General features: G+C 71.8%; 26 protein-coding genes. 11 read left to right on the forward strand and 15 right to left on the reverse strand.

Annotation, left to right across the window (positions count from 1 at the left end):
• Positions 1-14 precede the first annotated feature (14 nt).
• On the reverse strand, positions 15-788 hold the full coding sequence (locus tag DEI94_RS13160; protein WP_258368762.1) for a COG4705 family protein: 774 nt from the start codon (positions 786-788) through the stop codon (positions 15-17).
• Positions 789-877: 89 nt separating this feature from the next.
• On the opposite strand from DEI94_RS13160, the gene DEI94_RS13165 reads away from it, so the two are divergent.
• The 7 genes from DEI94_RS13165 (at position 878) to DEI94_RS13195 (ending at position 7,893) form a co-directional block, all read left to right on the forward strand.
• The gene (locus tag DEI94_RS13165; RefSeq protein WP_111027558.1) at positions 878-1,504 is read left to right on the forward strand and encodes a DedA family protein; all 627 of its coding nucleotides are present in this window, start codon (positions 878-880) and stop codon (positions 1,502-1,504) included.
• A gap of 22 nt (positions 1,505-1,526) precedes the next feature.
• Positions 1,527-2,192 carry a response regulator transcription factor gene (locus DEI94_RS13170; RefSeq protein ID WP_111011414.1) on the forward strand — a complete coding sequence of 222 codons (666 nt, stop codon included), beginning with the start codon at positions 1,527-1,529 and terminating at the stop codon, positions 2,190-2,192.
• A gap of 61 nt (positions 2,193-2,253) precedes the next feature.
• Complete coding sequence (locus DEI94_RS13175; protein ID WP_220038814.1) at positions 2,254-3,690, forward strand: four-carbon acid sugar kinase family protein; 1,437 nt, start codon at positions 2,254-2,256, stop codon at positions 3,688-3,690.
• A gap of 50 nt (positions 3,691-3,740) precedes the next feature.
• Positions 3,741-4,421 (forward strand): GntR family transcriptional regulator, encoded by a 681-nt coding sequence (locus tag DEI94_RS13180; protein WP_111027559.1) that lies wholly within the window; start codon positions 3,741-3,743, stop codon positions 4,419-4,421.
• Between the two features lie 176 nt (positions 4,422-4,597).
• Entirely contained in the window at positions 4,598-5,584 is a 987-nt protein-coding gene (locus tag DEI94_RS13185; RefSeq protein WP_111027560.1) for a 4-hydroxythreonine-4-phosphate dehydrogenase PdxA, read from the forward strand.
• A gap of 67 nt (positions 5,585-5,651) precedes the next feature.
• The gene (locus DEI94_RS13190) at positions 5,652-6,950 is read left to right on the forward strand and encodes an MFS transporter (protein ID WP_111027561.1); all 1,299 of its coding nucleotides are present in this window, start codon (positions 5,652-5,654) and stop codon (positions 6,948-6,950) included.
• 13 nt (positions 6,951-6,963) lie between these two features.
• On the forward strand, positions 6,964-7,893 hold the full coding sequence (locus DEI94_RS13195) for an amidohydrolase family protein (protein WP_111027562.1): 930 nt from the start codon (positions 6,964-6,966) through the stop codon (positions 7,891-7,893).
• Positions 7,894-7,902: 9 nt separating this feature from the next.
• Here the strand turns inward: DEI94_RS13195 and DEI94_RS13200 are convergent, their stop codons facing one another.
• Together DEI94_RS13200 and DEI94_RS13205 are read right to left on the reverse strand one after the other, a co-directional pair.
• The gene (locus tag DEI94_RS13200; RefSeq protein WP_111027563.1) at positions 7,903-8,763 is read right to left on the reverse strand and encodes an SseB family protein; all 861 of its coding nucleotides are present in this window, start codon (positions 8,761-8,763) and stop codon (positions 7,903-7,905) included.
• A 9-nt stretch (positions 8,764-8,772) separates the two neighbouring features.
• Entirely contained in the window at positions 8,773-9,345 is a 573-nt protein-coding gene (locus tag DEI94_RS13205; protein ID WP_111011401.1) for a DUF2127 domain-containing protein, read from the reverse strand.
• A 124-nt stretch (positions 9,346-9,469) separates the two neighbouring features.
• Between DEI94_RS13205 and DEI94_RS13210 the strand changes: the two genes are divergently transcribed.
• Complete coding sequence (locus tag DEI94_RS13210) at positions 9,470-11,029, forward strand: glycosyltransferase family 39 protein (RefSeq protein ID WP_146249560.1); 1,560 nt, start codon at positions 9,470-9,472, stop codon at positions 11,027-11,029.
• Here the strand turns inward: DEI94_RS13210 and DEI94_RS13215 are convergent.
• The 10 genes from DEI94_RS13215 to DEI94_RS13260 all read right to left on the reverse strand — a co-directional run bounded on the left by DEI94_RS13215 (position 11,008) and on the right by DEI94_RS13260 (position 18,662).
• Positions 11,008-12,099 carry a sensor histidine kinase gene (locus tag DEI94_RS13215; protein ID WP_111027565.1) on the reverse strand — a complete coding sequence of 364 codons (1,092 nt, stop codon included), beginning with the start codon at positions 12,097-12,099 and terminating at the stop codon, positions 11,008-11,010. The two genes, DEI94_RS13210 and DEI94_RS13215, sit on opposite strands and share 22 nt — an antisense overlap.
• A gap of 76 nt (positions 12,100-12,175) precedes the next feature.
• Positions 12,176-12,721, reverse strand: a complete 546-nt coding sequence (locus tag DEI94_RS13220; protein ID WP_111027566.1) for a YbhB/YbcL family Raf kinase inhibitor-like protein — start codon at positions 12,719-12,721, stop codon at positions 12,176-12,178.
• A gap of 164 nt (positions 12,722-12,885) precedes the next feature.
• Complete coding sequence (locus tag DEI94_RS13225; protein ID WP_111027567.1) at positions 12,886-13,140, reverse strand: hypothetical protein; 255 nt, start codon at positions 13,138-13,140, stop codon at positions 12,886-12,888.
• Positions 13,141-13,142: 2 nt separating this feature from the next.
• The gene (locus DEI94_RS13230) at positions 13,143-13,739 is read right to left on the reverse strand and encodes an ArsR/SmtB family transcription factor (protein ID WP_111011396.1); all 597 of its coding nucleotides are present in this window, start codon (positions 13,737-13,739) and stop codon (positions 13,143-13,145) included.
• A 64-nt stretch (positions 13,740-13,803) separates the two neighbouring features.
• Positions 13,804-15,003, reverse strand: a complete 1,200-nt coding sequence (locus DEI94_RS13235) for a Bcr/CflA family efflux MFS transporter (RefSeq protein WP_111027568.1) — start codon at positions 15,001-15,003, stop codon at positions 13,804-13,806.
• Between the two features lie 119 nt (positions 15,004-15,122).
• The gene (locus DEI94_RS13240) at positions 15,123-15,428 is read right to left on the reverse strand and encodes a Dabb family protein (RefSeq protein ID WP_111027569.1); all 306 of its coding nucleotides are present in this window, start codon (positions 15,426-15,428) and stop codon (positions 15,123-15,125) included.
• Between the two features lie 107 nt (positions 15,429-15,535).
• A complete protein-coding gene (locus tag DEI94_RS13245; protein WP_111011393.1) occupies positions 15,536-16,117 on the reverse strand; it encodes a hypothetical protein in 582 nt (193 codons plus the stop codon).
• Entirely contained in the window at positions 16,114-16,266 is a 153-nt protein-coding gene (locus DEI94_RS13250; protein WP_181434991.1) for a hypothetical protein, read from the reverse strand. The genes DEI94_RS13245 and DEI94_RS13250 overlap by 4 nt, the downstream gene beginning before the upstream one ends.
• Before the next feature lie 84 nt (positions 16,267-16,350).
• On the reverse strand, positions 16,351-16,974 hold the full coding sequence (locus DEI94_RS13255; RefSeq protein WP_111011392.1) for a response regulator: 624 nt from the start codon (positions 16,972-16,974) through the stop codon (positions 16,351-16,353).
• The gene (locus DEI94_RS13260) at positions 16,971-18,662 is read right to left on the reverse strand and encodes a GAF domain-containing sensor histidine kinase (RefSeq protein ID WP_258368759.1); all 1,692 of its coding nucleotides are present in this window, start codon (positions 18,660-18,662) and stop codon (positions 16,971-16,973) included. The genes DEI94_RS13255 and DEI94_RS13260 overlap by 4 nt, the downstream gene beginning before the upstream one ends.
• Positions 18,663-18,777: 115 nt before the next feature.
• On the opposite strand from DEI94_RS13260, the gene DEI94_RS13265 reads away from it, so the two are divergent.
• The 3 genes from DEI94_RS13265 to DEI94_RS13275 are packed head-to-tail and all read left to right on the forward strand — an operon-like array spanning position 18,778 to position 22,603.
• Positions 18,778-19,614, forward strand: a complete 837-nt coding sequence (locus tag DEI94_RS13265) for a universal stress protein (RefSeq protein ID WP_181441882.1) — start codon at positions 18,778-18,780, stop codon at positions 19,612-19,614.
• A complete protein-coding gene (locus tag DEI94_RS13270; protein ID WP_111027570.1) occupies positions 19,611-22,136 on the forward strand; it encodes a phosphoketolase family protein in 2,526 nt (841 codons plus the stop codon). The genes DEI94_RS13265 and DEI94_RS13270 overlap by 4 nt, the downstream gene beginning before the upstream one ends.
• Positions 22,133-22,603 carry a pyridoxamine 5'-phosphate oxidase family protein gene (locus tag DEI94_RS13275; RefSeq protein ID WP_111027571.1) on the forward strand — a complete coding sequence of 157 codons (471 nt, stop codon included), beginning with the start codon at positions 22,133-22,135 and terminating at the stop codon, positions 22,601-22,603. Before DEI94_RS13270 ends, DEI94_RS13275 begins: the two co-directional genes overlap by 4 nt.
• A 25-nt stretch (positions 22,604-22,628) precedes the next feature.
• On the opposite strand, the gene DEI94_RS13280 is transcribed toward DEI94_RS13275, so the two are convergent.
• Both DEI94_RS13280 and DEI94_RS13285 read right to left on the reverse strand, forming a co-directional pair.
• The gene (locus DEI94_RS13280) at positions 22,629-23,528 is read right to left on the reverse strand and encodes a carbohydrate ABC transporter permease (RefSeq protein WP_111011388.1); all 900 of its coding nucleotides are present in this window, start codon (positions 23,526-23,528) and stop codon (positions 22,629-22,631) included.
• Positions 23,528-24,427, reverse strand: a complete 900-nt coding sequence (locus DEI94_RS13285; RefSeq protein WP_111014174.1) for a carbohydrate ABC transporter permease — start codon at positions 24,425-24,427, stop codon at positions 23,528-23,530. The genes DEI94_RS13280 and DEI94_RS13285 overlap by 1 nt, the downstream gene beginning before the upstream one ends.

Below are 24,427 nucleotides of genomic sequence, written 5' to 3' on the forward strand. Positions count from 1 at the left end.
GCTGCCGACGCGGGTCACGGCGCGAGGCTGTCGGCCGGCCACTCCCGGGTGTCGAGGTCGGCCCGTCGGCTCTGACGCACGCTGAGCACCGCGACGCACACGACGATGAGCACGGCGAGCACCGCGCTGATGGGTCCGGTGCCGAACCCGAGACCGCCGCGCGCGGACGACACGGCGCCCCAGTCGGCGAAGGACGCCCCGACGGGCCGGGTCAGGACGTACGCGACCCAGAAGGCGGGCACGGCGGCGAGCGCCCGCCCGAGGTACAGCGCGATCGGCACGCACATCGCCGCGACGAACACCGCCCCGCCGAGCAGGTACCCGAGGTGGAACCGCGACGCGACGAGGTCGCCAGCGGCGGTCCCGAGGGCGAACGTGGCGACGACCGCCGCCCAGTAGAAGGCCTCGCGGCGGCGGGTGTCGATCGCGTGGACGTCGACGGTGCCCTCGACGACCCGCCACGTGACGAACACGGCGACGAGGAGCACGAGGAACACCGACGTCGACACCAGGTACGGGACGCCGGCGACGACGTGGGTGAAGTCGGCGATCATCGTCCCGAGCACGCCGACGAGCACGACGACGAGCCAGTACAGCCACGGCACGTACCGGCGGACGGTGAACTGGGCCACGATCGCGGCGGCGAACAGGACGGCGGTCGCGAGCACGGCGCCGACGGGGTCGACGTGTCCGACGAGGAAGTCCGACAGGGTCTCCCCCATGCCGGTCGTCAGGATCTTCGTCACCCAGAACAGCAGGGTGATCTCGGGCACCTTGTTCCGCAGCATGCCGTGACGATCACACCCCCGGTCCAAGAAGCCACCAAGGGAGCGTCGGTCTTGGCCGTTCCTGGGAGCCGCACCCGGAGGATGGGCCGGTGCCCCTCGCGATCCACCTGTTCGACGCCGCCTCCATCCTGCACGCGTTCGGGCCGTGGGTGCTCGTCGGCCTCGCGGTGCTCGTGTTCGTGGAGTCGGGGGTGCTGTTCCCGTTCCTCCCGGGCGACTCGCTCATCCTGACCGCGACCATCCTGGCCTCGGCACTCGGCATCACCCCGTGGCAGGTCGCGGTCGTCGGGTCCCTCGCCGCGATCGCGGGCGACCAGGTCGGCTACCTCCTCGGGCGCCGGTTCGGGCGTCGGCTGTTCCGCGAGGACGCGCGGGTGCTCAAGCGTGCGCGCCTGCGCGAGGCCGAGGCGTTCTTCGTCCGGTACGGCGGCCTGTCGCTCGTGCTCGGGCGGTTCGTCCCCGTGGTCCGGACGTACGTGCCGCTCGCCGCCGGCGCCGCGGCCATGCACTACCGACGGTTCATCGTCTGGAACACCATCGGCGGCGTGGGCTGGGTGGCGGTGTTGACGGTCGTCGGGGTGCTCCTCGGCGGCATCCCGTTCGTGGCGCACAACATCGACGCGCTCATGGTCGTGGTGGTGGTCGTCTCGGTCCTCCCCGTCGTCATCGGGGTGTTCCGGAAGCGGAGTGCGGCGCGGCGTGCGGTGCGCCGGTGACGCCGACGGCCAGGATCGGCGCATGACGGAGCCGGCACCGCGCCTCCTGCTCGTGGAGGACGACGCGCGCCTCGGTCCGATCGTCGCCGACGTGCTCGGTGCGGACTGGGACGTCACCCTCGTGACCGACGGCGAGCAGGCGGTCACGGCCGCCGTCGAGCGGTACTTCGACGTCATGGTCGTGGACCGCAGGTTGCCGGGCATGGACGGCGTGGCCGTGGTCGGGGAGATCCGCCGACGCCGCATCAGCACGCCGATCCTCATGCTCACAGCGCTCGGTTCGCTCGACGACCGCGTGTCCGGCCTCGACGCCGGGGCGAACGACTACCTCGTCAAGCCGTTCGAGTTCGCGGAACTCGGAGCCCGGCTCCGCGCCCTCACGCGCGACTACGCGCCCGAGGGCGAGGCGATCGCGATCGGCGGGTGGACCCTCCACCCGGAGACCGGCACCATCACCTCGCCGTACGCCGGGAGGATCGGGCTCACCGAACGCGAGACCGCGCTCGTCCGCCTGCTGGCCCGGGAGCCGACGCGCACGTTCTCGCGGGCGCACATCCTGACGGCCGTGTTCGACAAGGGCGAGCAGCTCGGCACGGTCGACACGTACGTCCACTACGTGCGCCGGAAGACCGACCGGGACCTCATCGCCACCGTTCGTGGGGTGGGGTACCGCATCGGCACACCCTGAGCGTCGTCGGCGGGACCCCGGGGACCGACGGCCTACGGTGGGCGGTCGGAGGAACCGATCGATGTCACTGCTGGACCTGCCCCATCCCCTCGGACCCGTCGACTTGGACACGCTCCGCGCGGCCGTCACGGACTCGCGCCGCCGGATCGTCGTGATCGACGACGACCCGACCGGCAGCCAGAGCATCGCCGATCTCCCCCTCGTCACGGCGTGGGCGGACGACGACATCCGGTGGGCGTTCGACCAGGACACCGTCGGGTTCTTCGTCCTCGCGAACACACGGAGTCTCGAGCCGGACGCGGCCGAGCGGGTCGTCCGCGAGGTCCACGACCGCGTCTCCCGCATCGCCGCGGAGCGCGGGGAGGACGTCGTCCTGCTGAGTCGCGGCGACTCGACGCTGCGTGGGCACTTCCCGCTCGAGACCGACGTGCTCGTGGCGGCCGAGGACGCCACCGGCCGCACGGTCGACGCCGTCCTGCTCGTCCCCGCCTACCCGGATGCGGGGCGCATCACGGTCGACTCCGTCCACTACCTCGCCCAGGGCGACGCCTGGATCCCCGTGGGCGACTCCGAGTTCGCGCGCGACGCGAGCTTCGGGTACCGATCGTCCTCGCTGCCGGACTGGGTGGCCGAGAAGACCGGCGGGCGGGTGCCGGCCGGCGAGGTCGTCCGCATCACGATCGACGACATCAGGAACGGCGGTGCGGCCACGGTCGCTGCGGCGCTCCGCTCCTGCCGGGACGCCCGGGTCGTCGTCGCCGACGCGGTCGACGAGGACGACCTCCGCGTCGTCGCGCTCGGTGCGCTCCGCGCCGAGACCGACGGCACGCGCATCGTGTACCGCGTCGGTCCCTCGTTCGTCCGGGCCCGCTGCGGGCAGGACGTCCACGGTCCCATCGCGGACGCCACCCTCGCCGAGTCCTTCACGCACGCTCCCGAGGGGCACGGGCTCATCGCGGTCGGGTCGCACGTCGGACTGACCGGTCGACAGTTGGACGGACTGCTCGCGGCCGACCACCCCGCGGTCGTCGAGCTCGACCTGGCGCGTTGCCTCGAGTCGACCGAGGCGATGCGGGACGTGGTCGCGGCGGCAGCGGCGCGCGCGGCGTCCCTGCTCGACACGACCGAGGTCGTCGTGATGACGAGTCGCACGCTCATCCGGGGCGTCGACGCCGACGACAGCTTGCGCATCTCCCGTGTCGCCTCGGAGTCCCTCGTCGCCACCGTCCGAGCTGTCGTCGAACGCCGACGGCCGTCGTTCCTCGTCGCGAAGGGCGGCATCACCTCCAACGACCTGGCGACCGAGGCGCTGCACATCGGGCACGCCCACGTGATCGGCACCCTCCTGCCCGGCATGGTCTCGCTCTGGGTGGCGGCCGACGGACCCTCAGCCGGTCTGCCGTACGTCGTGTTCCCCGGGAACGTCGGGTCCGACCAGTCGCTCGCCGTGGCGGTCCGGCGCGTCGCCGACGCAGCCGCACTCGACGGCCTCATGTAGGAGACGGCCGCCAGGGGAAGCCGGAGGCGGTGATCGTATAGGCTCCGCACATGGACGACCGGCCGAGGACACCGACGAGGACATCCCTGGCCGACGGCGTCTACGAGGTCCTCATGGCCCAGCTCATGGACGGCGAGCTCCGCCCCGAGCAGCAGCTCAACATCGACGGACTGGCGAAGTCGCTCGCCGTCTCGCAGACACCGATCCGCGAGGCGCTCGCGCGACTCGAGTCCACGGGCCTCGTCCGGCGCGAGGCACTCCGGGGATACCGGGTCGCACCCCTGTACACGGATCGCGAGCTCGACGACCTGATGGACGCACGGGCCGTGGTCGAGCCGTCGAGCACCTACTTCGCGACGACGCGGATGCCCGACGCGGCCCTCGACCCCCTGGGGGCGAGCATCGAGGCGCTCCGGACGATCCCGCACGGCCCGGACCACCACGACGTGCGGGCGTACTGGCGTGCGGACGAGCGGTTCCACGACCTGATCGTGCGCGGCGCCGACAACGTGTTCCTGCTGAACGCCTACCGCTCGTTCGGCGGGACGGTCCAGCGGTTCCGGCTGTTCTCGGAGCGCGGGGTCACCGACGCCGACGCGGCGGTGCACGAGCACTCCGCGGTGCTCGAGGCGATGCGGCGCCGGGATGCCGACGGCGCTCGCGACGCCATGCGCCGGCACATCCTCGCGGTGAAGGCGCGCGCCCGCCAGGACCGCGACGCGTTGCGCTGACGGGATCCGCGTGGAGCACCTGTTCAGGCCGCGGCGTAGCCTATAGGATACATGAATGCCGAGGCCCGACTCGGTACGACCACGACGAGGTGTCAGCCCCCGCGACTCCAGCGGAGACGGGCGATGCCGGCCCAGGTCGGTGTGATCGCGGCCGTCGCCGCAGAAGGAGCGCGAGCATGGCCCAGCAACGACCCCGTGTCGCCCTGACCCTCGGAGATCCGGCCGGCATCGGTCCGGAACTCGCCGCCAAGGTGCTGTCCCGTCCCGGCACGCTCGACGCGAACGAGGTGCACGTCCTCGCCGACCGCGACGAGTTCGAGCGCGCGTTCGCCGACGCGCGCCTCCCCGCCGTTCCGCTCGGGGACGAACCGCGGCCGGGGGTGGCGACGCTGCTCGACGACCACAGCGCCCCGCCGACCCCGATCCCGACCGGCGTCGTGAGCGAGGAGGCCGGTCACCGCGCCATGCACCAGCTCCGGCGCGCCGTGGCCCTCGCCGCCGAGGGTCGGGTGGGCGCGATCGTCTTCGCGCCGCTCAACAAGACGAGCCTGCACCTCGCCGGCATGCAGGAAGAAGACGAGCTGCGGTGGTTCGCCAAGCAGATGGACCACCACGGCACGACGTCGGAGCTCAACGTGCTCGAGGATCTGTGGACGGCGCGGGTCACCTCGCACATCCCCCTCAGCGCGGTCGCTGCCCGGGTCACCCCCGAGTCCGTCCGAGCGACCATCGGTCTGCTGCACCAGGTGCTCACCGACGCCGGCATCGAGCCGCGGCTGGGGGTCTGCGCCCTCAACCCCCACGCGGGCGAGAACGGGAACTTCGGGCGCGAGGAGATCGACGCCATCGCCCCGGCCGTGGCGGCAGCGACCGCGGACGGCATCGACGTGCGCGGCCCGTTCCCCTCGGACACCATCTTCCTCGCCGCACGACGTGGCGACTTCAACGGGATCGTGACGATGTACCACGACCAGGGACAGATCGCCATGAAGCTGCTCGGGTTCAGCGGGGGTGTGACCATCCAGGGCGGTCTCCCCGTCAGCATCGCCACGCCCGCACACGGCACCGCGTTCGAGATCGTCGGCCAGGGCGTCGCCGATCCCACCTCGATGGCGAACGCCTTCGACATCGCGGCGGCAGTGGCGGCCCGGCGACAGGCATGAACGCCACCGAGCCCTGCACCAGCGCCACACCCACGGACGACGACGTACCACGGAACGAGGCTTCTTCATGAGCAGCACCACGACCACACCGCGACGCTCCCGAGTACGGCTCGGGGTCTTCGGGATCCTCTGGATCCTCGTCCTCCTCAACTTCGTCGACCGATCGGCGCTCTCCATCTCGCTGCCGTTCATCAGCGACGACTTCAAGCTGTCACCCGCCGTCAACGGCTGGGTCCTCGGCTCCTTCTTCTGGACGTACCTGCTGTTCCAGATCCCGGGCGGCTGGCTGCTCGACCGGATCGGCGCCCGCAAGGTGGTCCTGTTCGCCGCCGGACTGTGGGGTCTGTTCCAGGTCCTCGGCGGTATCGCCACGGGTGGCATCATGCTCGTCATCTCGCGGCTCGGCATGGGGATGTCCGAGGCGCCCGTCTACCCCGCCGGCTCGAAGCTCAACTCGAAGTGGCTCGCGTCACGGGAACGCGCCCGCGGCGCGACGTTCATCGACGCGGCGAGTCCGTTCGGCAGCGCGGTCGGCGGCCTCATCGTCACCGGACTCATCGGCCTCTCGGGCAGCTGGCGCTGGTCGTTCATCATCACCGGGGCGATCACCGTCGCGGTCGCCGGGCTGTACTACCTGTACGTCCGCGACGACCCGGAGCAGCACCCGAAGGTGAACGAGGCGGAGCTCGACCACATCCACGGCGACGACGTCGTGGCTCGTGAGACGGAGACCGGACCGCTCCCCGGTGTCGCGGACTACGCCCGGTCGTCCTCCTTCTGGTCGATGTGGCTCGGACGTCTCGGATGGGCGACCGTCTGGTGGGGGATCATCTCCTGGTCTCCCTCGTACCTCTCGACCGCCCTGCACTTCAGTCTGGCGGGCCTCGGGTGGGGCACGTTCTTCATCTACGGCATGGGCGTGCTCGGTCAGGTGGTCGCAGGGTGGTCGACCGATCGTCTCCGCGCCCGCACCACGAACTACAACGGAGCGATGAAGCTCGTGCTCGCCGTCTCCGGCGTGGGGACGGTCGTGTCGATCCTCGCCCTGCCGCTGACCCACAGCGGGTACGCGGCACTGGTCGCCCTGGCGCTCGCGGTGTTCTTCAACCAGTTCGGTGGCGTCTACTGGGCGATCCCGTCCTGGCTCTCCCCCAAACCGCAGGTCGGACGGGTGGGCTCGGTCATGAACGTGGCGTCGAGCCTGGGTGGGGCGATCGCACCGGTCGTCATGGGATACGCCATCGCCGCGAGCGGTGGTGGGTACACCGGCGCGTTCGTGTTCCTCGCCGTCGCCGGCATCGTGTACCTCGGCGGATCGATGTTCATCGACTTCAACCGCCCCCTGGCCGTGCGCCGGGCCGCGTAGGGAGGCACAGGACGTGGCCCGCTACTCCGGTCCGGTGATCGACGCGCACCACCACGTCTGGGAACCGTCGCTCGGCCGACAGCCGTGGCTGCTCCCGGACGCGCACATCCCGTTCCGCTACGGCGACTACGAGCAGATCAAGCGCGACTACCTGCCACCGGACCTCCGACGCGACGCCGGTCCGCTCGAGCTGGTCGGTTCGGTCTCGATGGAGACCGAGTGGGACGACGACGACCCGATCGGCGAGATGGAGTACACGCAGGCGGTGTCGGAGCGCTTCGGCCTCCCCACCGCCTCCGTCGCCCACGCCCTGTTGGACGACCCGCAGGTCGGCACGGTGATCGAACGCCTCGCCGCGATGCCGCGGGTCCGCGGCGTCCGCCACAAGCCGGGAGGCGCGCCCTCACCACGCGGGGCCGCGTCCCGTCCGACCCTGCTCGAGGACCGGCAGTGGCAGGCGGGGTTCGCGCTCCTGCACCGCGCCGGACTGTCCTTCGACCTCCAGGTCGCGTGGTGGCACTTCCCCGAGGCCGCACGGCTGGCAGCGGAGCACGAGGACACGACCATCGTCATCGACCACACCGGGCTCCCTGCCGACCGTTCTCCCGACGGGCTCGCCGGGTGGGCCGACGCGCTCCGGCTCATCGCGCGGCACGACAACGTCGTCCTGAAGATCTCCGGCCTCGGGCTGGCAGGCAGGCCGTGGACGGTCGCCGACAACCGCGGCATCGTGACGACCGCCGCCGAGGTGTTCGGTCCGTCGCGGATCATGTTCGCGAGCAACTTCCCGGTCGACGGCATCGTCGCGACCTACCAGGAGATCTACCAGGGCTTCCTCGAGATCACGACGGACTGGTCGGCGTCGGAGCAGCGCGCTGCCTTCGCCGGCAACGCCGCCCGGGTCTACCGACTCCCATCAGAGGTCCTCGGGGATCCGACGTGAGGGCGGACCTCAGGACAGGGGGAAGCGATCGGCGAAGGCCTGCAGCCGGAGCGGCGCGGGGTCGCCGGCGGGGTTGAGGACGACACCGGCGTGCCCGTCCTCCTGCGCCACGCGCGCGACGTTCGCGAACCCGGTCGGCCGGGCGTCGAGGTCGGGCGCCCAGGCCCAGACCTCCGCCGGCGAGGTGAACACCGGCGAGTACGTCTCGCCCTCGGGGCTGCGGATCGTCGGGACACCCACACCGGTCACCTCGCCGCGCTCGTCCCGGTGCACCTGCGCCCCGATGAACACCACCGGGGCCGCGGCGGCCAGGGCCACGAGTTCGTCCTCCGGAGCACCGACGGCGATGGCGGTCTTCAGCGGCTCGTTCACGGCCGGGTCCTCCGTGAGCCCGTTGCGGATCTCGTCGGCGTAGGCGATGCAGAGCGTGTCCGAGGAACCGGGGTCGATGGCGATGCCCTCGTACGGGGCGGTGGCCGCCATCTGGAGCGTCGCCGCCGCCGGCTGCACGAGGGACCGTGGCGGCGTGGGCGACCCACCCCGACGGCGGTACTCGGCGAGCCGCTCGTTGTCGGTGAACGCGACGAGGAGCCGCTTGCCCGCGTTGTCGACCTGGAACCCCACCGCCAGCTGGTCACCCTCCTGGAAGGGACGAGCGGGATCGCGGGTCGTCGAGTCCGACGCGTCGAGGAGCAGATCACCCGTCACGCACTCACGGAGCACCCCCGAGATCGTCTGCGCGTCCTTCCGGACGGCCCACGCGGCCAGCGCCCGCTGCACCCGTCGGTTGACGACGAGCCGGTCCTCCGGTCGCGCGGGTCGGTCCGACGACGGCTCAGCCCCGCCGCGCTTCCTCGCGAAGATCCCCATAGAGCGACGCTAGCGCGCCCGCACCATGGGTTCCACGCCGCTTGCACGGCGACGGGTGCGACGGCGTGCGAGTGCGGGCACGGCTCCGTACAGGGCGTCGCGGAGGGTCCGGTGCTGCCGCCACTCGCGCCAGGTGAGCACGATGATCGCCGCGTCGAACGCCGAGAGCACCCCGACCCCGAGTGACGGGTGCACGACCATCTCGACGAGCTGGGCGACCAGGAACGCGGCGAGCGCAGCGATCGCCCAGGGGTGCACGCGCTCGGAGCCGCGGACCAGCGCGATGACGACGACCACCTTCACGAGGCCGTGCACGACGAGGTAGACGGCGGCGTAGAGGGCAGCGTCGGCGCCGAGTGCCGCGGCACCGTGCAGGATCAGGTGCGCGATGAGGTCGTGCGGGTCCTGTGCGAGCTCGTGCGCGGTGAGCAGGTGGGCGACGGCACTGATCTGTGCCGGGCGGAGGAACAGCAGCGGCAGGCCCAGGAGCAGCTCGGCCGCTCCGTCGATGCCCTTCAGGGCGATCCCGACGAGGAACACCACATCGAGGATCCGGCCTCGTCCCGTTCGCGTGCTGTCCATGGCTCCAGCATCGAGATCCGCTGCCCAGAAAGCGCCAAGAGGGCTCAGGGAACTCCCAGCAGGCGTCCGGCTTGCTGGGTCCTTCCTTGGAGGGCGCGGCGCAGCCTGACGTCCGGAGGTCTTCATGTCCACAGTGCCGCTCCGTGGCGGGTCCATCGACGCCCGCACGATCCGACTCGACCCTCGCCACCGCGCCTGGCTGCCGCCGGTCGTGGTCGGGCTCACCGCCACGGTGATCGCCGTCGCGTTCGACTGGGTCCCGTCCGTCTGGTACGACGAAGCCGCGACCGTGGTGTCCGCGACCCGTCCCTGGCCGGCGCTCGCGCGCGAGGTCCAGCACGTCGACGTCGTGCACGCCACCTTCTACGGCCTCATGCACCTGTGGTTCCTCGTCGCGGGATACGCTCCGTTCACGCTCCGGCTGCCGTCCGCGGTCGCGGTCGGTGCGGCGGCGGCGCTCCTCGTCGTGCTCGGCCGGATGCTCGCCGACCTCAGGACCGGCGTGGTTGCGGGCGCCCTCTTCGCACTCCTCCCGCGGGTCACGTGGATGGGCACCGAGGGGCGCTCGTTCGCCCTCGGCACGCTGCTCGCGGTGGCGGCGACCATCCTGTTCCTCGCCGCGCACCGGCGGAGCGTCACGGGCCTCCGTTCCTGGCCGTGGTGGGTCGGGTACGTCGCGGTGTCGCTGCTCGGCGGGGCGGTGTTCCTCTACCTCGTGCTCGTGACCGTCGGGCACGGCGTCACGGCGGCGGTCCCACTGGCGCGTCGGACCGCCCGGACCCGCGGGGCGCAGCGGGCGCTGCGCTGCTGGCTCCTCGCCGCTGCGGTGACGGTCGTGGCCCTCGTGCCGCTGGCCCGGGCCTCCGCGACGCAGTCGGCGCAGATCGACTGGATCCAGCACATCAGCCGCCACACGGTCGAGGAGGTCGTGGTCACCCAGTGGTTCACACTCAACCCCGCGTTCACGGTGTTCGGCTGGCTCCTGGCGGTGGCCGGCGTCGCGGTCGGGCTGACCTCCGCGCGCGGCCGATCCCTGCTCGCGGTCGCGCTGCCGTGGGCGGCGGTGCCGACGGTCGGGCTCATCGCCGCGTCGCTCGTGACGAACCCGCTGTACTCCCCGCGCTACGTGTCCTTCGGCGCTCCGGCGGTGGCGCTGTGCATGGCGCTCCCGGTCGCCGCGCTCCCGGACCGGTTCTTCGCCCGGGTCACCGCGGGCGTCCTCCTCCTCGCGGTCGCGCTGACCGCCCCGACGTGGGTCCAGCAGCGGACGGTCACCGCGAAGGACGACTCGGCGTGGAACCAGGTCGCCCGGCTCGTCCGCTCGGAGCGGGCCCACGAACCGGCCGGGCAGGTCGACGCCGTCGTCTACGGGCCGGTCGATCGACACCCCCTCGCGACGTCGCGGATCATCGCCGAGACGTACCCGAGGGCGTTCCGCGGCCTCCGGGACCCGTTGCTCGTCCGCCCGGCCTCCGCGTCGGCGGGGCTGTGGGAGACGCAGCGTCCGATCAGCGACATCGGCCGGACCGCGGACGGCGCACGGGTCGTCTGGTTGCTGACGGGCACGGCCCACGACGAACGGAGCACCGTCTCGGCGGCCCTGGCCCCCGAGGGCTACCGCGTCGACGGCACCTGGGTCCGGGCGAGCACCGAGGTCGTCCGCTACGTCCGCGCCGTGCGCTGAGCCAGCGGCAACCGCAGGAGGAACACCGTGCCGTCCGCGCCCGTGTGCTCCACCCGCACCTCGCCGCCCGCCCGGACCGCGATGTCCCGCACGAGCGCGAGGCCGATGCCGTAGCCCGACCGGGTGGTACCGGTCGGCCGCGAGCCGGCCGCACGGGCCGCGTTGCCGTGGGCGAACCGGTCGAAGACCCGCCGCGGGGCGATCCCCGTGATCCCCGGGCCCTCGTCGCGGACCCGGATGGCGACCCAGCGCTCGGCACGCTCCGTCGTGACGGTCACGGTCCCGCCCGTCGGCGTGTGCCCGATCGCGTTGTCGACGAGCGCGACGATGCAGCGCCGGAGCTGTGTCGACGGGAGGGACACGACCGCGTCGCTGTCGCCGACGTCGAGGCGCACACCCCGCGCGTCGGCCAGCACGCCCATGTCGTTCGCGGCACCGGCCAACTCGGGTCCGAGCGGTGTCATCGGGTGTTCCCCGGGCCTCCCGGCCGCGACCTCGAGCAGGTCGTTGACGATGTCGATGAGCACGCGGGTGTCCGCCTGGAGCTCCTCGACGATCCCGTGACGCGGATCGTCCGCGTCCATGCGGAGCTCGAGCTGCTGCACACGCGCGTTGAGCACGGTCAACGGCGTGCGGAGCTCGTGGCTCGCGTCGGCGACGAACGTGCGCTGCATCCGCGACGCCTCCGTGATGGGACGGACCGCCCGCCGGGCGATGATCCACGTCGCGATCCCGGCGAGCACGACCGCGAACCCGCCGACGCCGACGACCGCGATCGTCAGGTCGATCGTGTCGAGGTAGACGTGCACGTCCTCGGGGCCGTGGTACTCGTGCTGCTGCTGCGGGGTCAGCTGCCAGACCACGTACACGACGACGAGCAGGATGATGGACGCCACGAGCGCCGCCGACACGACGGCGACCTGGAGCCCGATGCGGACGGCGGACCGCCGCGAGGCGAGGCGGTCCGGGTCCTGGTCGCGCCGGCCGGACACCCGGCCCCGGACCCCGTCGGTGCCGAGCGTGAGCCGATCGATCAGCACCTCGTGCACCGACGACCACCACACGCCCACGGGACCGCTCCTTCCGTCACCTCGACGGTCGACCCGCCGCCCCCCAGGATCCACCAAGACGGCGGCGGGGTCGCGCCTACGCCTCGCCCGGCGTCTCCGCGCTCGCCACGAGCGTCGCCCGGCCGAGGATGTGCGATGACATGGTGAACCCGAGGTAGGCGGGCGTGGCGTCGGCCGGCACTCCGATGTCCGCGACGTCGAGCGCGTGCACGACGATGAAGTACCGGTGCGGACCGTGGCCCGCGGGCGGCGCCGCCCCGACGAACTGGGGCGCCCCGGCGTCGTTCTGCAGTTGGATCGCGCCGTCCGGGAGGCCCGCCCCGCCCGCAGCCCCCGCTCCGGTCGGCAGCGTGGTCACGTCGGCCGGGATGTTCGCCACGGCCCAGTGCCAGAAGCCGGACATGGTCGGGGCGTCCGGGTCGTACATGGTCACCGCGAAGCTCTTCGTGCCCTCGGGAGCGCCACTCCACGTGAGCTGGGGCGAGACGTCCTCGCCGCCGGGGACGCCCATCATCCCCGACCACTGCGGGGGCCGGAACTCCTGGCCGTCCTGCACGTCGTCACTCGTGACGGTGAACGCGGGCACCTCGGGCAGGCGTCGGAACGGGTGGTTGTCGGTCATGCTCGTCCTCCTCGGTGGGCGGTCGGCCCGCCCCGTGATCGATCATGCCGCGCGGGCCTCGGCCGCGTTCGCGGTCGCGGTCGCGGTCGCGGTCACGGTCGCGGTCGCGGTCACGGTCGCGGTCGCGGTCACGGTCGCGGTCGCGGTCATTACCGCGTCCGCGGTCAGCGCAGCCGGGGCTGCGCCGAGGCGAGCCGCTCCCAGGACCGCTCCCGGGCCTCCCGGTCGAGCGACGCGTGGTGCAGGACGGCGGCGCGTTCGTGGAGGACCCGAGGTGCGGGGGTCGTCACGGCGACGCGTGCGAGACGGCGTGCGCGGCGGTCCGCGCGAGCGGTGCTCCAGTGGACGAGCCCGAGCCCGATGCGGTGGGCGGCTCGTTCGACCGGGTGGACTGACGTGACGGGCACGGTCGCGTTCATGGTCACTCCTTGGGGACGTCGAGGACGGGGAACAGGTTGTAGTTGACGAACACCCGACGCGCAGCCGGGTCGGGGTGGCGCGAGGCCGGGTCGTTGGCGCGGAGGTACCGACCGATGAGGTCGTTGATCCCCCGGTCGAGCTCGGCGAGTTCGTCCGGGGTCATGAGGAGCCAGGCGGTCGAGAAGTCACTGACCTCGCGCCAGGCCTCGGGCAGGTCGTCCGACGAGGCGAGGGCGTCGCGGATGAACTCGGCCGTCGTGTCCTGGAAGCTCATGCTCGCGAGCACGGTGGCCGTGCGCTCCGCCCGGCTCTGGTCGGTTCCGTGGTCGCCGAACTCGAGCGGGCCGGCGTAGCGCCGCCACCAGCGGTCACGGCCGCTGCCGAGTTCGGGAGCCTCCTCGACAATGCCGTGCTTGGCGAGCTGGCGCAGGTGGTAGCTCGTCGATCCGGATGACTCGCCGATCCGGGCGCCGAGCGCGGTGGCCGTGGCCGGGCCGTGCGAGGCGAGCTCGTTGAGCAGCCGGGTCCGCACGGGGTGCGCGAGGGCCTTGAGGGCCTCGACCCGCAGGACGCGGGGCTCGGGGGTGTTCGTCGCCATGACTCCGAAGATACCTTTGCAAAGTGCTCTTTGCAATGCTTTCTTTGCGGTGGTGTCGTTGCGGTCAGCCCAGTCGGGTTCCGGATGCTCCGGCACGGGCCGATGCAGCCACCTGCACGACCGCGGCGATGACGATCCCCGTCGCCATCACGGCCCCCATCGCGACCGCCGTCCCCCCGAACCACCCAGCCAGCGGTGTGCCGAGGCCGCCGAGCCCGAAGCTGATGCCACCCTGCAGCGCTGCGGCGGTACCGGGCAAGGCCGCACCGATGGCCTGCGTCCGCGTCGTGGACCCGGTGATCACGAAGCCCCAGGCACCCGTCACCACCGCCAGGCAGACCCAGACCACGATCGGCCCGAGGCCTGCGAGTGCACTGACGAGCACACCGACCGCGCCGAGGGCACCGACCACGAGTCCCGTCGTCAGGAGCGCGTCCTCGCTGAAGCGTCGGACGAGCCGCCGGAACGCCAGGGTGGTGAGGATCATGCAGCTGGCGTCGACGGCGAAGACGACGGTGTACCCGGTCTCGCTGAACCCGAACTCGGACTGGAACACGAACGAGCTCGTGGAGATGTAGGCGAAGAAGCCGATCGTCGCGACGCACGAGGACACGAGGTACCAGTCGAAGCGCGGGATGGCCAGCAACGCCCCCATCCGGCGGAGGTTCGCGCCGAGACCGATTCCCGACGACCGGTCCTGCGGCGCGAGGGTCTCGGGGATGCGGACGAGCACGATCGCGAAGAGGACGAGGCCGAGCACCCCGAGCGCGACGAACATGATCCGCCAGTCACCGACGAGCAGGAGTGCGCCACCGGCCAGGGGCGCGACGACCGGTCCGACGGCGTTGATCGCGGCGAGCGCCGCGTAGATGCGTGGACGGTCGGCAGGAGGCGCGGCGTCGGTGACCACCGCGCGCCCCGCGACCGCACCGGCGGCACCACCCAGGCCCTCGACCACGCGCGCGATCACGAACACGGCGTTGTCCGGGGCGACGGCGCAGGCGAACGACGCCACCGCGAACAGGGCGGTCCCGCCCAGGAGGATGGACCGGCGCCCCACCGAGTCGCTGAGCGGTCCCACGAGGATCTGACCGACCGCGAACGCGACCAGGAACGCCGTGAGCGACACCTGCACGGCACTCGTGGAGGTCCCGAAGTCCCTCGCGAGCGCAGGCAGCGCGGGGATGTACATGTCCGTCGCGAACGGCGAGATGCCGACGATGACGGCCAGGGGCACGATCGGCGGGAGGGGACGGGAAACCATACGGCGGATGGTATTCCGTCGGTGGGGTGCGGTCCGGGCGAGCGGGGCGCGATGGGGACCGGGTCCGCGGCGGGTGCGGCGCGGTCCCGGGTGCGGCGGGTGCGGTGCTCCGGCCGGGGTCAGGACCTCGCTTCGATATCGAACACGACCAGGTCGGCGCTCGCCCCGCCGAGGAACGCGGCGACCGGCTGGTGGTCGGGGTGCGGCAGGTAGCCGTCGAGCGCGGCGCGGTCCCGGAAGCGGACGACGAGCATCCAGTCGAACCGCCCCTCGAGCCCTTCGCTGCTCACGCTGGGTCCGGCATCGACCGATGTCACCCCGTCGATGCCGGGGAGGTGCTGCCGGACGAGCTCCGCGGCGCGCTGTTCGGATGACGCGTGGTCCCCGTTCCACTGGACGAGGACGACGTGGACGATCTCAGACATGGGTCGAGGCTACGGCGTCGGAGCTCCGACGCCCGGCCGGCACCGCAGCATCCTGTTGTGTGCGGACAGGGGTGTTCGATGCGGCACACAGCGGAGCCAGCAACCGCTCAGACGGCCGCCGCCCGGCCCTCGGCCGATGGGCGCCTCGCCGCGGCGTCGGCGTACCGGCGGGCGTGACGGAGTCCGAGCAGTGCCAGCACCGCCATCACGACGGCGCCGGCGTACGCGACGACCGCGCCGATGAGCGCGAGCGTGGCCATGGTGTCGAACGCGTACGCGTTGAGGAGCAGGCCGCGGAGGGTCTCGCCGCGGAACACGGTGTCGACCTCGGCGGCGAGTGCGGCGTCCTTCGGGTGCGCCTGCGCCTCGGCGGACAATTCGGAGTACGTCTTCCCGCCGGTCATCTCCCGCAGGTGGACCGCGATGTAGTGGTCGGCCCAGGCCTTCGCCTGTGCGCCGGTCTCGAGCTGCTGTCCGGCGTAGCGGTTGAGGTACGGACCGATGTCCTTGCTCTTCAGCGCGTCGCTGCCCTTCGCCGGGAACTGGATCTTCTCGGCGACGAGCTGGTCCCGCACCTGGTCGTGCACGTACACGTGCGCCCAGGTCATGAGGACACCCGCCAGGAGCAGGACGAGGGCGATGACCGCGCCGCTCGCGGAGAGGAGTCGGTCGAGTACGGTGCGGTTCACGGTTCCTGCCTTCCGTCGGTGTGCTGCCCGCTGTCACTGCCGCCGCGACGCTGGGCCGCCAGCCGGTGCTCCGCGCGCTCGCGCGCGTCGCGCTTCAGGCGCTCCCACTCGTCGGTGGGGAGTCGTCGGACCTCGTCGCGCTCGGGCATGGAACCAGGGTCCCGCCAGGACCGGCTGGTGCAGGAGGGCACTTGGTCCCGACCGCGTCGGGACGACCGGGAGGCCCGCGACGGTCAGCCGCGCCGGACGCCGTAGACGGCCGCTTGCGTCCGACTCTCGAGATGCAGCTTGCCGAGCAGGACGGTCACGTTGTTCTTCACGGTCTTCTCGGCGATGTGGAGTCGTTCGCCGATCTGCCGGTTCGTCAGGCCCTCGACGATGAGGTCGAGGATCTGCTGCTCACGCCGGGTGAGTCCGGCGTCGGGGTCGGGGCTCGCGGGGACGACCGCGGAGCGCACGCGCCGTCCCGCGTCGGCCGGGAAGAGGGTCTCACCCGAGGCGGCACGGCGGATCGCCTCGACGAGTTTGTTGCCACGGATGTCCTTGAGAACGGAGCCGCTCGCTCCGGCGAGGACCGCGGCCGTCGTCGCCTCGTCGTCGTCGTAGGCGGTGAGCATGAGGCACGGGAGGTCCGGATTGGCCGAGCGCACCGTCCGGCACAGGTCGATGCCGCTGCCGTCCGGCAGGCGGACGTCGAGCACGGCGATGTCCGGCCGGGTCGCGGCGATACGCGGGACGGCCCGGCCGATGGTCTCGGCCTCGCCCACCACCTCGAGGTCGGGCTGCGCGTCGATGATCCGCGCCACGCCCTGCCGGACGAGTTCGTGGTCGTCGACGAGGAACACGCGGATCGTCATGCTGCCTCCCCCTCGATCACCGGGACCCGCCAGGTCATCGTGGTGCCGCCTCCGTCGCGGCCGTCGAGCGCGTAGTGGCCGCCGCGGGCGGCAGCCCGTGCGGCGAGGTTCGCGGTGCCGCTCGCCCGGCCCGGGCGGCCGAGCCCGCGGCCGTCGTCCTCGACGAGCACGGTCAGGTGGTCGTCCTCGAGCAGCACGCGGACGTCGGTCGTGGAGGCGCGCGCGTGGCGCCCGACGTTCGTCAGCGATTCCCGGACGACCGCGACGACGTCGTCGGCGAGTTCGTCCGGGACGAGCGCGTCCACCGGCCCACCGAAGGTGACGCTCGGCGGCCCGGCGAGCATGGGTGTGACCTCGGCGATCGTGTCGAGGACGCGGTGCCGGATGGTGGTCGGGGCCGTGCGGGGCGGTGTCTTCAGCGCGAACACCGCCGTGCGGATCTCGGCGATCGCGGTGTCGATGGCGTCGATCTGGTCCGCGAACTCCTGACGGACGGTCGCGGGAACCGCGGGCTCGAGGCTCTGGAGCGTCAGGCCCGCCGCGAACAGCCGCTGGATGACGTGGTCGTGGAGGTCACGCGCGATCCGACTCCGGTCCTCGATGCGCTGGAGCTCCTGCCGGTCGAGCCGTCCGCGGGCGAGCTCGAGCGCCACGCTGGCCTGTGCCGCGAACTCCGACGCCAGGTCGAGTTCGGAGCTGGCGAACGGCGGACGTCCTGCTCGACGCGCGAGCAGGAGCGTTCCGAGCGGGGCGGCCGTCGCGGCGAACGGCACCGCGGCGGCCCATCGGAGTCCGTCCGGCCAGTCGACGGAGTCCTCGCGGAGGTCACCCGTGGTGACGTGCCCGCTCTCGATGGACCGGCCGGCGATCGTGTCGTCGGCGTCCTCGATCACCGCTCCGAGATCGTGTGCGTCGACCCCGCGGGCGCCGTCGACGCGGAAGCCCGTGTTGTCCGGGACCAGCACGCAGGCGAGATCGGCGTCGACCAGCGGGGCGACGCGGTCCACGACGACGCCGAGGCCGTCGACGGCATCGGACGACAGCAGCGCGGTCGTCACGTCGGCGAGCGCCACCGACCACCGCTGGCGGCGTCGGGACTCGTCGAAGAGGCGCGCGTGGTCGATGGCCGCGCCGGCGGTGGCGGCCAGGGAGGCCACGAGTTCCTCGTCCTCCTCGCTGAACACGCCGGACTCCCGCGTCAGGTACAGGTTGCCGAACAGCTCGTCCCGCACGCGGATCGGCACCCCGAGGAACGCCTCCATCGGCGGGTGGTGCTCGGGGAACCCGGCTGCTCGGGGATCCGCTGCGAGGTGCTCGAGCCGGGTCGGGGTCGTGGTGGTCAGGATCGCGCCGAGCAGCCCCCGGCCGCGGGGGAGGTCCCCGATCGCGGCGACCTCCGCGTCGGACATCCCGACGTGGACGAACTGCTCGAGGGTGCCGTCGGGGGCGATCACCCCGAGCGCGCCGTAGCGGGCGCCGGCGAGTTCGACCGCGGCCTCGACGATGCGCCGGAGCACGACGGGCAGGTCGAGCTCCTCGACCACGAGCCGGTTCGCGCGGAGGAGCTGCCGGAGACGCCCCTGGGTCGCGAGGACCTCGTTCGCGCGATCGACGAGGTCGCCGATGGTGCGCTCGAGTGCCGTCCGCGGCGCGTTCGGGAACTCGAGTCGGTCCTGCTCCTGCCCCACGCCGGTCCTCTCGCTCGCCCCCCTCACCCTATGGGGCGGCGCAGCCGCGGGAGCCGGGACCTTGGTCTCTGGGTCCGGTCCGCCGCAGCACGGACCATCGAGGAGGAGGCGGCACATGGGTGAGCGGTACATCGTCGGGTTCGACGACTCGCGGCCGAGTCGACGCGCACTGGACTGGGCGCTCGACCGCGCCGCGCGAGACCACGGGTCCGTCGTGCTCGCCCACGTCCGCACGGTTCCGGACGGCCCACCCTCCGACCCGGACCTGGAGGCCGCGGTCACCCGTGCTCGCACCCGCCGTCGCGATGTCGCGGTGTCGCTGCTGCGGATCGACGGGGACGACGTCGTGGCCGCCCTGCTCGGGGTAGCCGAGGACGAGGACCTCCTCGTGGTGGGCACGCACAAGACGGGTCACCTGCACGGCCGGGCGCTCGGCACGCGGGCACTCGCCCTCGCGGCTGGCGCGCGCTGTTCGGTCGTCGTCGTCCCGGACACGGACCTGCGGTTCCGTCGCGGTGTCGTCGCGGGCGTCGGCGGCGGTGCAGGGGCGGCGCACGTGTGCGAGACCGCGGCCAGGGAGGCCGAACACCGTGAGGAGGAACTCGTGCTCGTCCGGGCGCTCGAACCCGACGGCTCCGGCGACGACGGAACCCCGCTCGGCACCACCGGCGGACGCGTCCAGGACGCCCACCCGCTCCTCGAGGTGTCCGCGCGCACCGCTTCCCGTCCAGCGGCGCCCATGCTGCTCGATGTCGCGCTGGGGCACGCGCTCCTCGTCATCGGCGCGCGCCATCCGGCCCAGGCGCGGGCCGGGTACGTCGGCGCGGTGCTCCACGACGTGCTCATCAACCTGACCGCACCCGTGCTCGTGACCCGCCACCGCGACCTCGTCGCGACCGCGGCAGCGAGTGGTGCGGCCACTCGACCGGACCCCATCGAGGAGAACGCATGACCGACACGACCATCAGCAGGACCGACACCACGGCGACCGAGGCCTTCCGGCGCGGCAACGGAGCGGAGGTGGACGAGCCCACGATCGACCGCCTCGACGCGTGGTGGCGAACCGCCAACTACCTCTCCGTCGGGCAGATCTACCTGCTCGACAACCCGCTGCTCCGACGGCCGCTCACCCGTGACGACGTCAAACCGCGCCTCCTCGGTCACTGGGGAACCACCCCCGGACTCAACTTCGTCTACGCCCACCTGAACCGGGCCATCCAGGAACGCGATCTCGACACGCTGTACGTCACGGGGCCGGGGCACGGCGGCCCGGGCATGGTGGCGAACGCCTACCTCGACGGCACCTACACCGAGGTCTACCCACGGATCGGGCAGGACGAGGACGGCGTCCGGCGCCTGTTCCGTCAGTTCTCCTTCCCCGGCGGCATCCCGAGCCACGCGGCACCCGAGACCCCGGGCTCGATCCACGAGGGCGGGGAACTCGGCTACGCCCTGTCACACGCGTACGGCGCCGCCTTCGACAACCCGGACCTCCTCGTCGCCGCGGTCGTCGGCGACGGCGAGGCCGAGACCGGCCCCCTGGCGACCAGCTGGCACTCCAACAAGTTCATCGACCCGCTCCACGACGGCGTCGTGCTCCCGATCCTGCACCTCAACGGGTACAAGATCGCGAATCCGACCGTGCTCGCCCGGATCCCCGAGGAGGAGCTGCTGTCGCTCATGCGCGGGTACGGCCACACCCCCTACGTCGTGTCCGGCGGGTTCGACGGCGAGGACCCGCGGGCGGTCCACCGCCGGATGGCGGAGACCCTCGACCGGGTCCTCGACCACGTCGCCGAGATCAAGGCCGCAGCCGCCGCGGGCACCCTGGAGGGCCGCCCCGCCTGGCCGATGATCGTCCTGCGCACACCGAAGGGCTGGACGTGCCCCGCCGAGATCGACGGCAAGCCCGCCGAGGGCAGCTGGCGTGCCCACCAGGTGCCGCTCGCGAGCGCCCGGGACACCGAGGAACACCTGCAGGTGCTCGAGGGCTGGCTCCGCTCCTACCGACCCGAGGAGCTGTTCGACGACGAGGGCCGGCCCGTCGCACTCGCGACGGCGCTCGCCCCGACCGGCGACCGGCGGATGAGCGCCAACCCCGTCGCGAACGGCGGGCTGCTCAAGCGGGACCTCGTGTTGCCCGACTTCCGCGACTACGCGGTCGACGTCCCCACGCACGGCGGCTCCATCGACGAGTCCACCCGGGTCCTCGGTCGGTGGCTCGCCGACGTCGTCCTCGCGAATCCGGACACGTTCCGGATCTTCGGCCCCGACGAGACCGCGTCGAACCGCCTGAACGCCGTGCTCGACGTGACCGACAAGCAGTGGGACGCCGAGGTGGTGCCGTCGGACGAGCACCTGGCGCGCGCGGGCCGCGTCATGGAGATGCTGAGCGAGCACCAGTGCCAGGGGTGGCTCGAGGGCTACCTGCTGACCGGACGGCACGGACTGTTCACCAGCTACGAGGCCTTCATCCACATCGTCGACTCGATGCTCAACCAGCACGCGAAGTGGCTCAAAGTGAGCAAGACCATCCCGTGGCGGCGGCCGATCGCGTCGCTCAACTATCTGCTGTCGTCGCACGTGTGGCGCCAGGACCACAACGGGCTGTCGCACCAGGACCCGGGTTTCATCGACCACGTCGTCAACAAGAAGCCAGACATCGTTCGGGTGTACCTGCCGTTCGACGCCAACACGTTGCTCTCGACGTACGACCACTGCCTCCGGAGCGTCGACTACGTGAACGTCGTCGTGGCGGGCAAGCAGCCGACGTTCAACTGGCTCCCCATGGACGAGGCGATCGCGCACATGACCCGCGGCCTCGGCATCTTCGACTGGGCCGGCACCGAGGTCGACGGCGAGGAGCCCGACGTGGTCCTCGCGTGCGCGGGCGACGTCCCGACGCTCGAGACCCTGGCGGCCGCGTCGATCCTCCGCCGTGAGGTCCCGTCGCTCCGGGTCCGGGTCGTCAACGTCGTCGACCTCATGCGGTTGGTCAGCGAGGGCGAGCACCCGCACGGGCTGTCCGACGCGGAGTTCGACGCCGTGTTCACCCCCGACAAGCCGGTCGTCTTCGCCTACCACGGGTACCCGTGGCTCATCCACCGACTGACGTACCGCCGACATGGCAGCGGCAACCTGCACGTCCGCGGCTACACGGAGGAGGGCACGACGACGACGCCCTTCGACATGGTCATGCTCAACGACATGGACCGGTACCACCTCGTCATCGACGTGCTCGACCGCGTTCCCGGGCTCGCGTCCCGCTCAGCCGGACTCCGTCAGCGCATGCAGGACGCCCGCATGGCTGCCCGCGCCTGGACCCGGGAGCACGGGGAGGACATCCCCGAGGTCGCCGACTGGACCTGGACCGACGACGGTGACGCGCACCACGACGCCGCCGCGGTCCGTTCGGCGAACGTCGGTGTCGACACCGTCTCGGCCACTGCTGCCACGGGTGGTGACAACGAGTGAGCGAGCGCCGGAACGACCCCGAGCCCGTCCCGACCCGCACCTCCGACCGGCCCGGCGCCCACGCGTCGACCGCACCGGTCGAGGAGCTCGTCTTGGTCCTCGATCCGGACCAGTGCTGGACCCGACTGCGCGACGCGAGCACCGGGCGGGTGGCGTTCCGCACCGACGAGAGCATCGAGATCCTGCCCGTCAACCACCTCTCCGACGACCGCCAGATCGTCTTCGCGACCTCGAGCCACGCGATCCTCGCCGCCGTGGCCGACCGACGTGAACTCGTCTTCGAGGTCGACCACCACGACGGGTGGACCGCCTGGAGCGTCGTCGTCCGCGGGCCAGCCCACACGACCCAGGCGAACGACGGCACGGCGGGGCGACTCCGGTCGATGCTGCCCACGCCGAAGATCGCGACGGTGGTCATCGAACCGACGTCGGTCACGGGGAGGCTGTTCGACCAGGCCACGCCCTGACGCGGCCACTGCGGTCAGCGCGCGCTCACTTGCCCGCGCCCATGGTGAGCCCGGCGACGAGCTGCCGCCGCGCGAGCAGGTACAGCACCAGGATCGGCAGCGCGGAGAGCACGACCGCCGCGAGCGTCGCCGGCACGTTGATGCTGAACTGCCCCTGGAAGTTCCACAGCGCGAGCGGCAGGACGCGCTTGTCGTCGCTCTGCGTCAGCACGAGGGGCAGCAGGAACCCGTTCCAGACCTGGAGCGCGTCGTAGATCGCGACCGTCGCGATGGACGACCGCGAGAGCGGGAGCACGAGGCGCCACAGGATGGCCCACTGCCCCGCACCGTCGACCCGCATCGCCTCGAACAGCTCCCCCGGGATGTCGCGGATGAAGTTGACGAGGATGAGGACCGTGATCGGGATCGCGAAGGCGATCGACGGCAGGATCACCGCGGCGAGCGTGTCGTACAGGCCGACGCGGCCGAGCACGAAGAACAGCGGGATGACGGTCGCCTGCAGCGGGATCGCCAGGCCCAGGAGGAACAGCGAGTAGGTGCTCCGGACGATCCACCGCCGCGACCGCACGATCGCGTAGGCCGCGAGCAGGCAGACGGCGGTCGTCACGACGACGGTGACGAGCGAGACGATCACGCTGTTCGCGAAGTAGACGCCGAAGCCGGACTGCAGCACGAGCGCGTAGCTCGCCAGGGTCGGGTGCGTCGGCGGCGCGAGGGGGTTCCGCGTGTAGTACGAGCCCTGCGCGGTGATGCTCGTGATCACGACGTAGTAGATCGGCAGGAGCACGACGGCGAGCCAGACCCAGGCCGCGACCGCGCCGACGACGTTCCGGTTGGCCCGTGTGCGCCGTGGCCGACCGGCGCCGTTCGTGCGGGTCGTGGTGGATCCGCCCACGGCGGTGTCCCGGACGCTTGCGATCGCCATCAGGCGCCTTCCTGCTCGCTGGTCATGCGGTTGAACCCGCTGAACCGGGTGAGTGCGAGCGCGATGACCAATCCGATGACGACGAGGATGACGGCGAGCACGCTCGCGTCGCCGAGGTCGCTGGCGGAGAAGCCGGTCAGGTACATGTCGAGTGGGAGGATCCGGGTCGCGTACCCGGGGCCGCCCTGCGTGAGGACGTACACGATGTCGAAGTAGGTCAGGGACCCGACGATCATGAGCGTCGAGGACGTGATGATCGTGTTCCGGAGCTGCGGCAGCGTGATGCTGAAGAACTGGCGGACCCGTCCGGCCCCGTCGATCTGCGACGCCTCGTAGAGCGACGCCGGGATCTGGCGCGCGCCGGCTTGGTACAGCAGCGAGTGGAACGGGATGAACTGCCACGCGATGACGAAGATCACCACGTACAGCGCCGTGGCGGGGCTGCCGAGCCAGTCCTTCGACAGCGCGGGCAACCCGAACGCGTGACCGACGCCGTAGTTCGGGTCGAGCAGCGCCTTGAACGCGATCGCGATCGCGGCCGACGACAGGATCAGGGGCAGGAAGTACAGCGCGGCGAGGACGGCGCGGTACCGCTGCTTGCCCGACACGAAGACCCCGACGAGGATGCTCATCGGCGTCTGGATCACCCACGAGATCACGATCACCTGCAGCGTGAGCCACAGCGCGTGGTAGGTCAGTGGATCGCCGAGCTGGGTGATCCAGTTGCGGATCCCGTTGAACACGGGAGCGGTGAGGCCGTCCCAACTCGTGAAGCTGAGGCCCAGCGCGATCACCAGCGGGATGATCGCGAACGCCAGGAACATCGCGAGTGCGGGGATGACGAACCAACTGCTCGGGGCCGATCCGTCGATGACGGCCCCACCGTTCCGTGTGCGCAT

The organism is Curtobacterium sp. MCBD17_040 (assembly GCF_003234805.2).
Classification (GTDB): Bacteria; Actinomycetota; Actinomycetes; order Actinomycetales; family Microbacteriaceae; genus Curtobacterium.

Bases quoted from the DNA above. Each gene is read 5' to 3' on its own strand.
- DEI94_RS13205 (WP_111011401.1), bottom strand. From the start codon at position 9,345: ATGGACAGCACGCGAACGGGACGAGGCCGGATCCTCGATGTGGTGTTC.
- DEI94_RS13280 (WP_111011388.1), bottom strand. From the start codon at position 23,528: ATGGCGATCGCAAGCGTCCGGGACACCGCCGTGGGCGGATCCACCACG.
- DEI94_RS13285 (WP_111014174.1), bottom strand. From the start codon at position 24,427: ATGCGCACACGGAACGGTGGGGCCGTCATCGACGGATCGGCCCCGAGC.
- DEI94_RS13200 (WP_111027563.1), bottom strand. From the start codon at position 8,763: ATGGGGATCTTCGCGAGGAAGCGCGGCGGGGCTGAGCCGTCGTCGGAC.
- DEI94_RS13255 (WP_111011392.1), bottom strand. From the start codon at position 16,974: ATGACGATCCGCGTGTTCCTCGTCGACGACCACGAACTCGTCCGGCAG.
- DEI94_RS13230 (WP_111011396.1), bottom strand. From the start codon at position 13,739: ATGGCGACGAACACCCCCGAGCCCCGCGTCCTGCGGGTCGAGGCCCTC.
- DEI94_RS13235 (WP_111027568.1), bottom strand. From the start codon at position 15,003: ATGGTTTCCCGTCCCCTCCCGCCGATCGTGCCCCTGGCCGTCATCGTC.
- DEI94_RS13250 (WP_181434991.1), bottom strand. From the start codon at position 16,266: ATGCCCGAGCGCGACGAGGTCCGACGACTCCCCACCGACGAGTGGGAG.
- DEI94_RS13160 (WP_258368762.1), bottom strand. From the start codon at position 788: ATGCTGCGGAACAAGGTGCCCGAGATCACCCTGCTGTTCTGGGTGACG.
- DEI94_RS13185 (WP_111027560.1), top strand. From the start codon at position 4,598: ATGGCCCAGCAACGACCCCGTGTCGCCCTGACCCTCGGAGATCCGGCC.
- DEI94_RS13210 (WP_146249560.1), top strand. From the start codon at position 9,470: ATGTCCACAGTGCCGCTCCGTGGCGGGTCCATCGACGCCCGCACGATC.
- DEI94_RS13190 (WP_111027561.1), top strand. From the start codon at position 5,652: ATGAGCAGCACCACGACCACACCGCGACGCTCCCGAGTACGGCTCGGG.
- DEI94_RS13225 (WP_111027567.1), bottom strand. From the start codon at position 13,140: ATGAACGCGACCGTGCCCGTCACGTCAGTCCACCCGGTCGAACGAGCC.
- DEI94_RS13180 (WP_111027559.1), top strand. From the start codon at position 3,741: ATGGACGACCGGCCGAGGACACCGACGAGGACATCCCTGGCCGACGGC.
- DEI94_RS13270 (WP_111027570.1), top strand. From the start codon at position 19,611: ATGACCGACACGACCATCAGCAGGACCGACACCACGGCGACCGAGGCC.
- DEI94_RS13220 (WP_111027566.1), bottom strand. From the start codon at position 12,721: ATGACCGACAACCACCCGTTCCGACGCCTGCCCGAGGTGCCCGCGTTC.
- DEI94_RS13170 (WP_111011414.1), top strand. From the start codon at position 1,527: ATGACGGAGCCGGCACCGCGCCTCCTGCTCGTGGAGGACGACGCGCGC.
- DEI94_RS13175 (WP_220038814.1), top strand. From the start codon at position 2,254: ATGTCACTGCTGGACCTGCCCCATCCCCTCGGACCCGTCGACTTGGAC.
- DEI94_RS13265 (WP_181441882.1), top strand. From the start codon at position 18,778: ATGGGTGAGCGGTACATCGTCGGGTTCGACGACTCGCGGCCGAGTCGA.
- DEI94_RS13240 (WP_111027569.1), bottom strand. From the start codon at position 15,428: ATGTCTGAGATCGTCCACGTCGTCCTCGTCCAGTGGAACGGGGACCAC.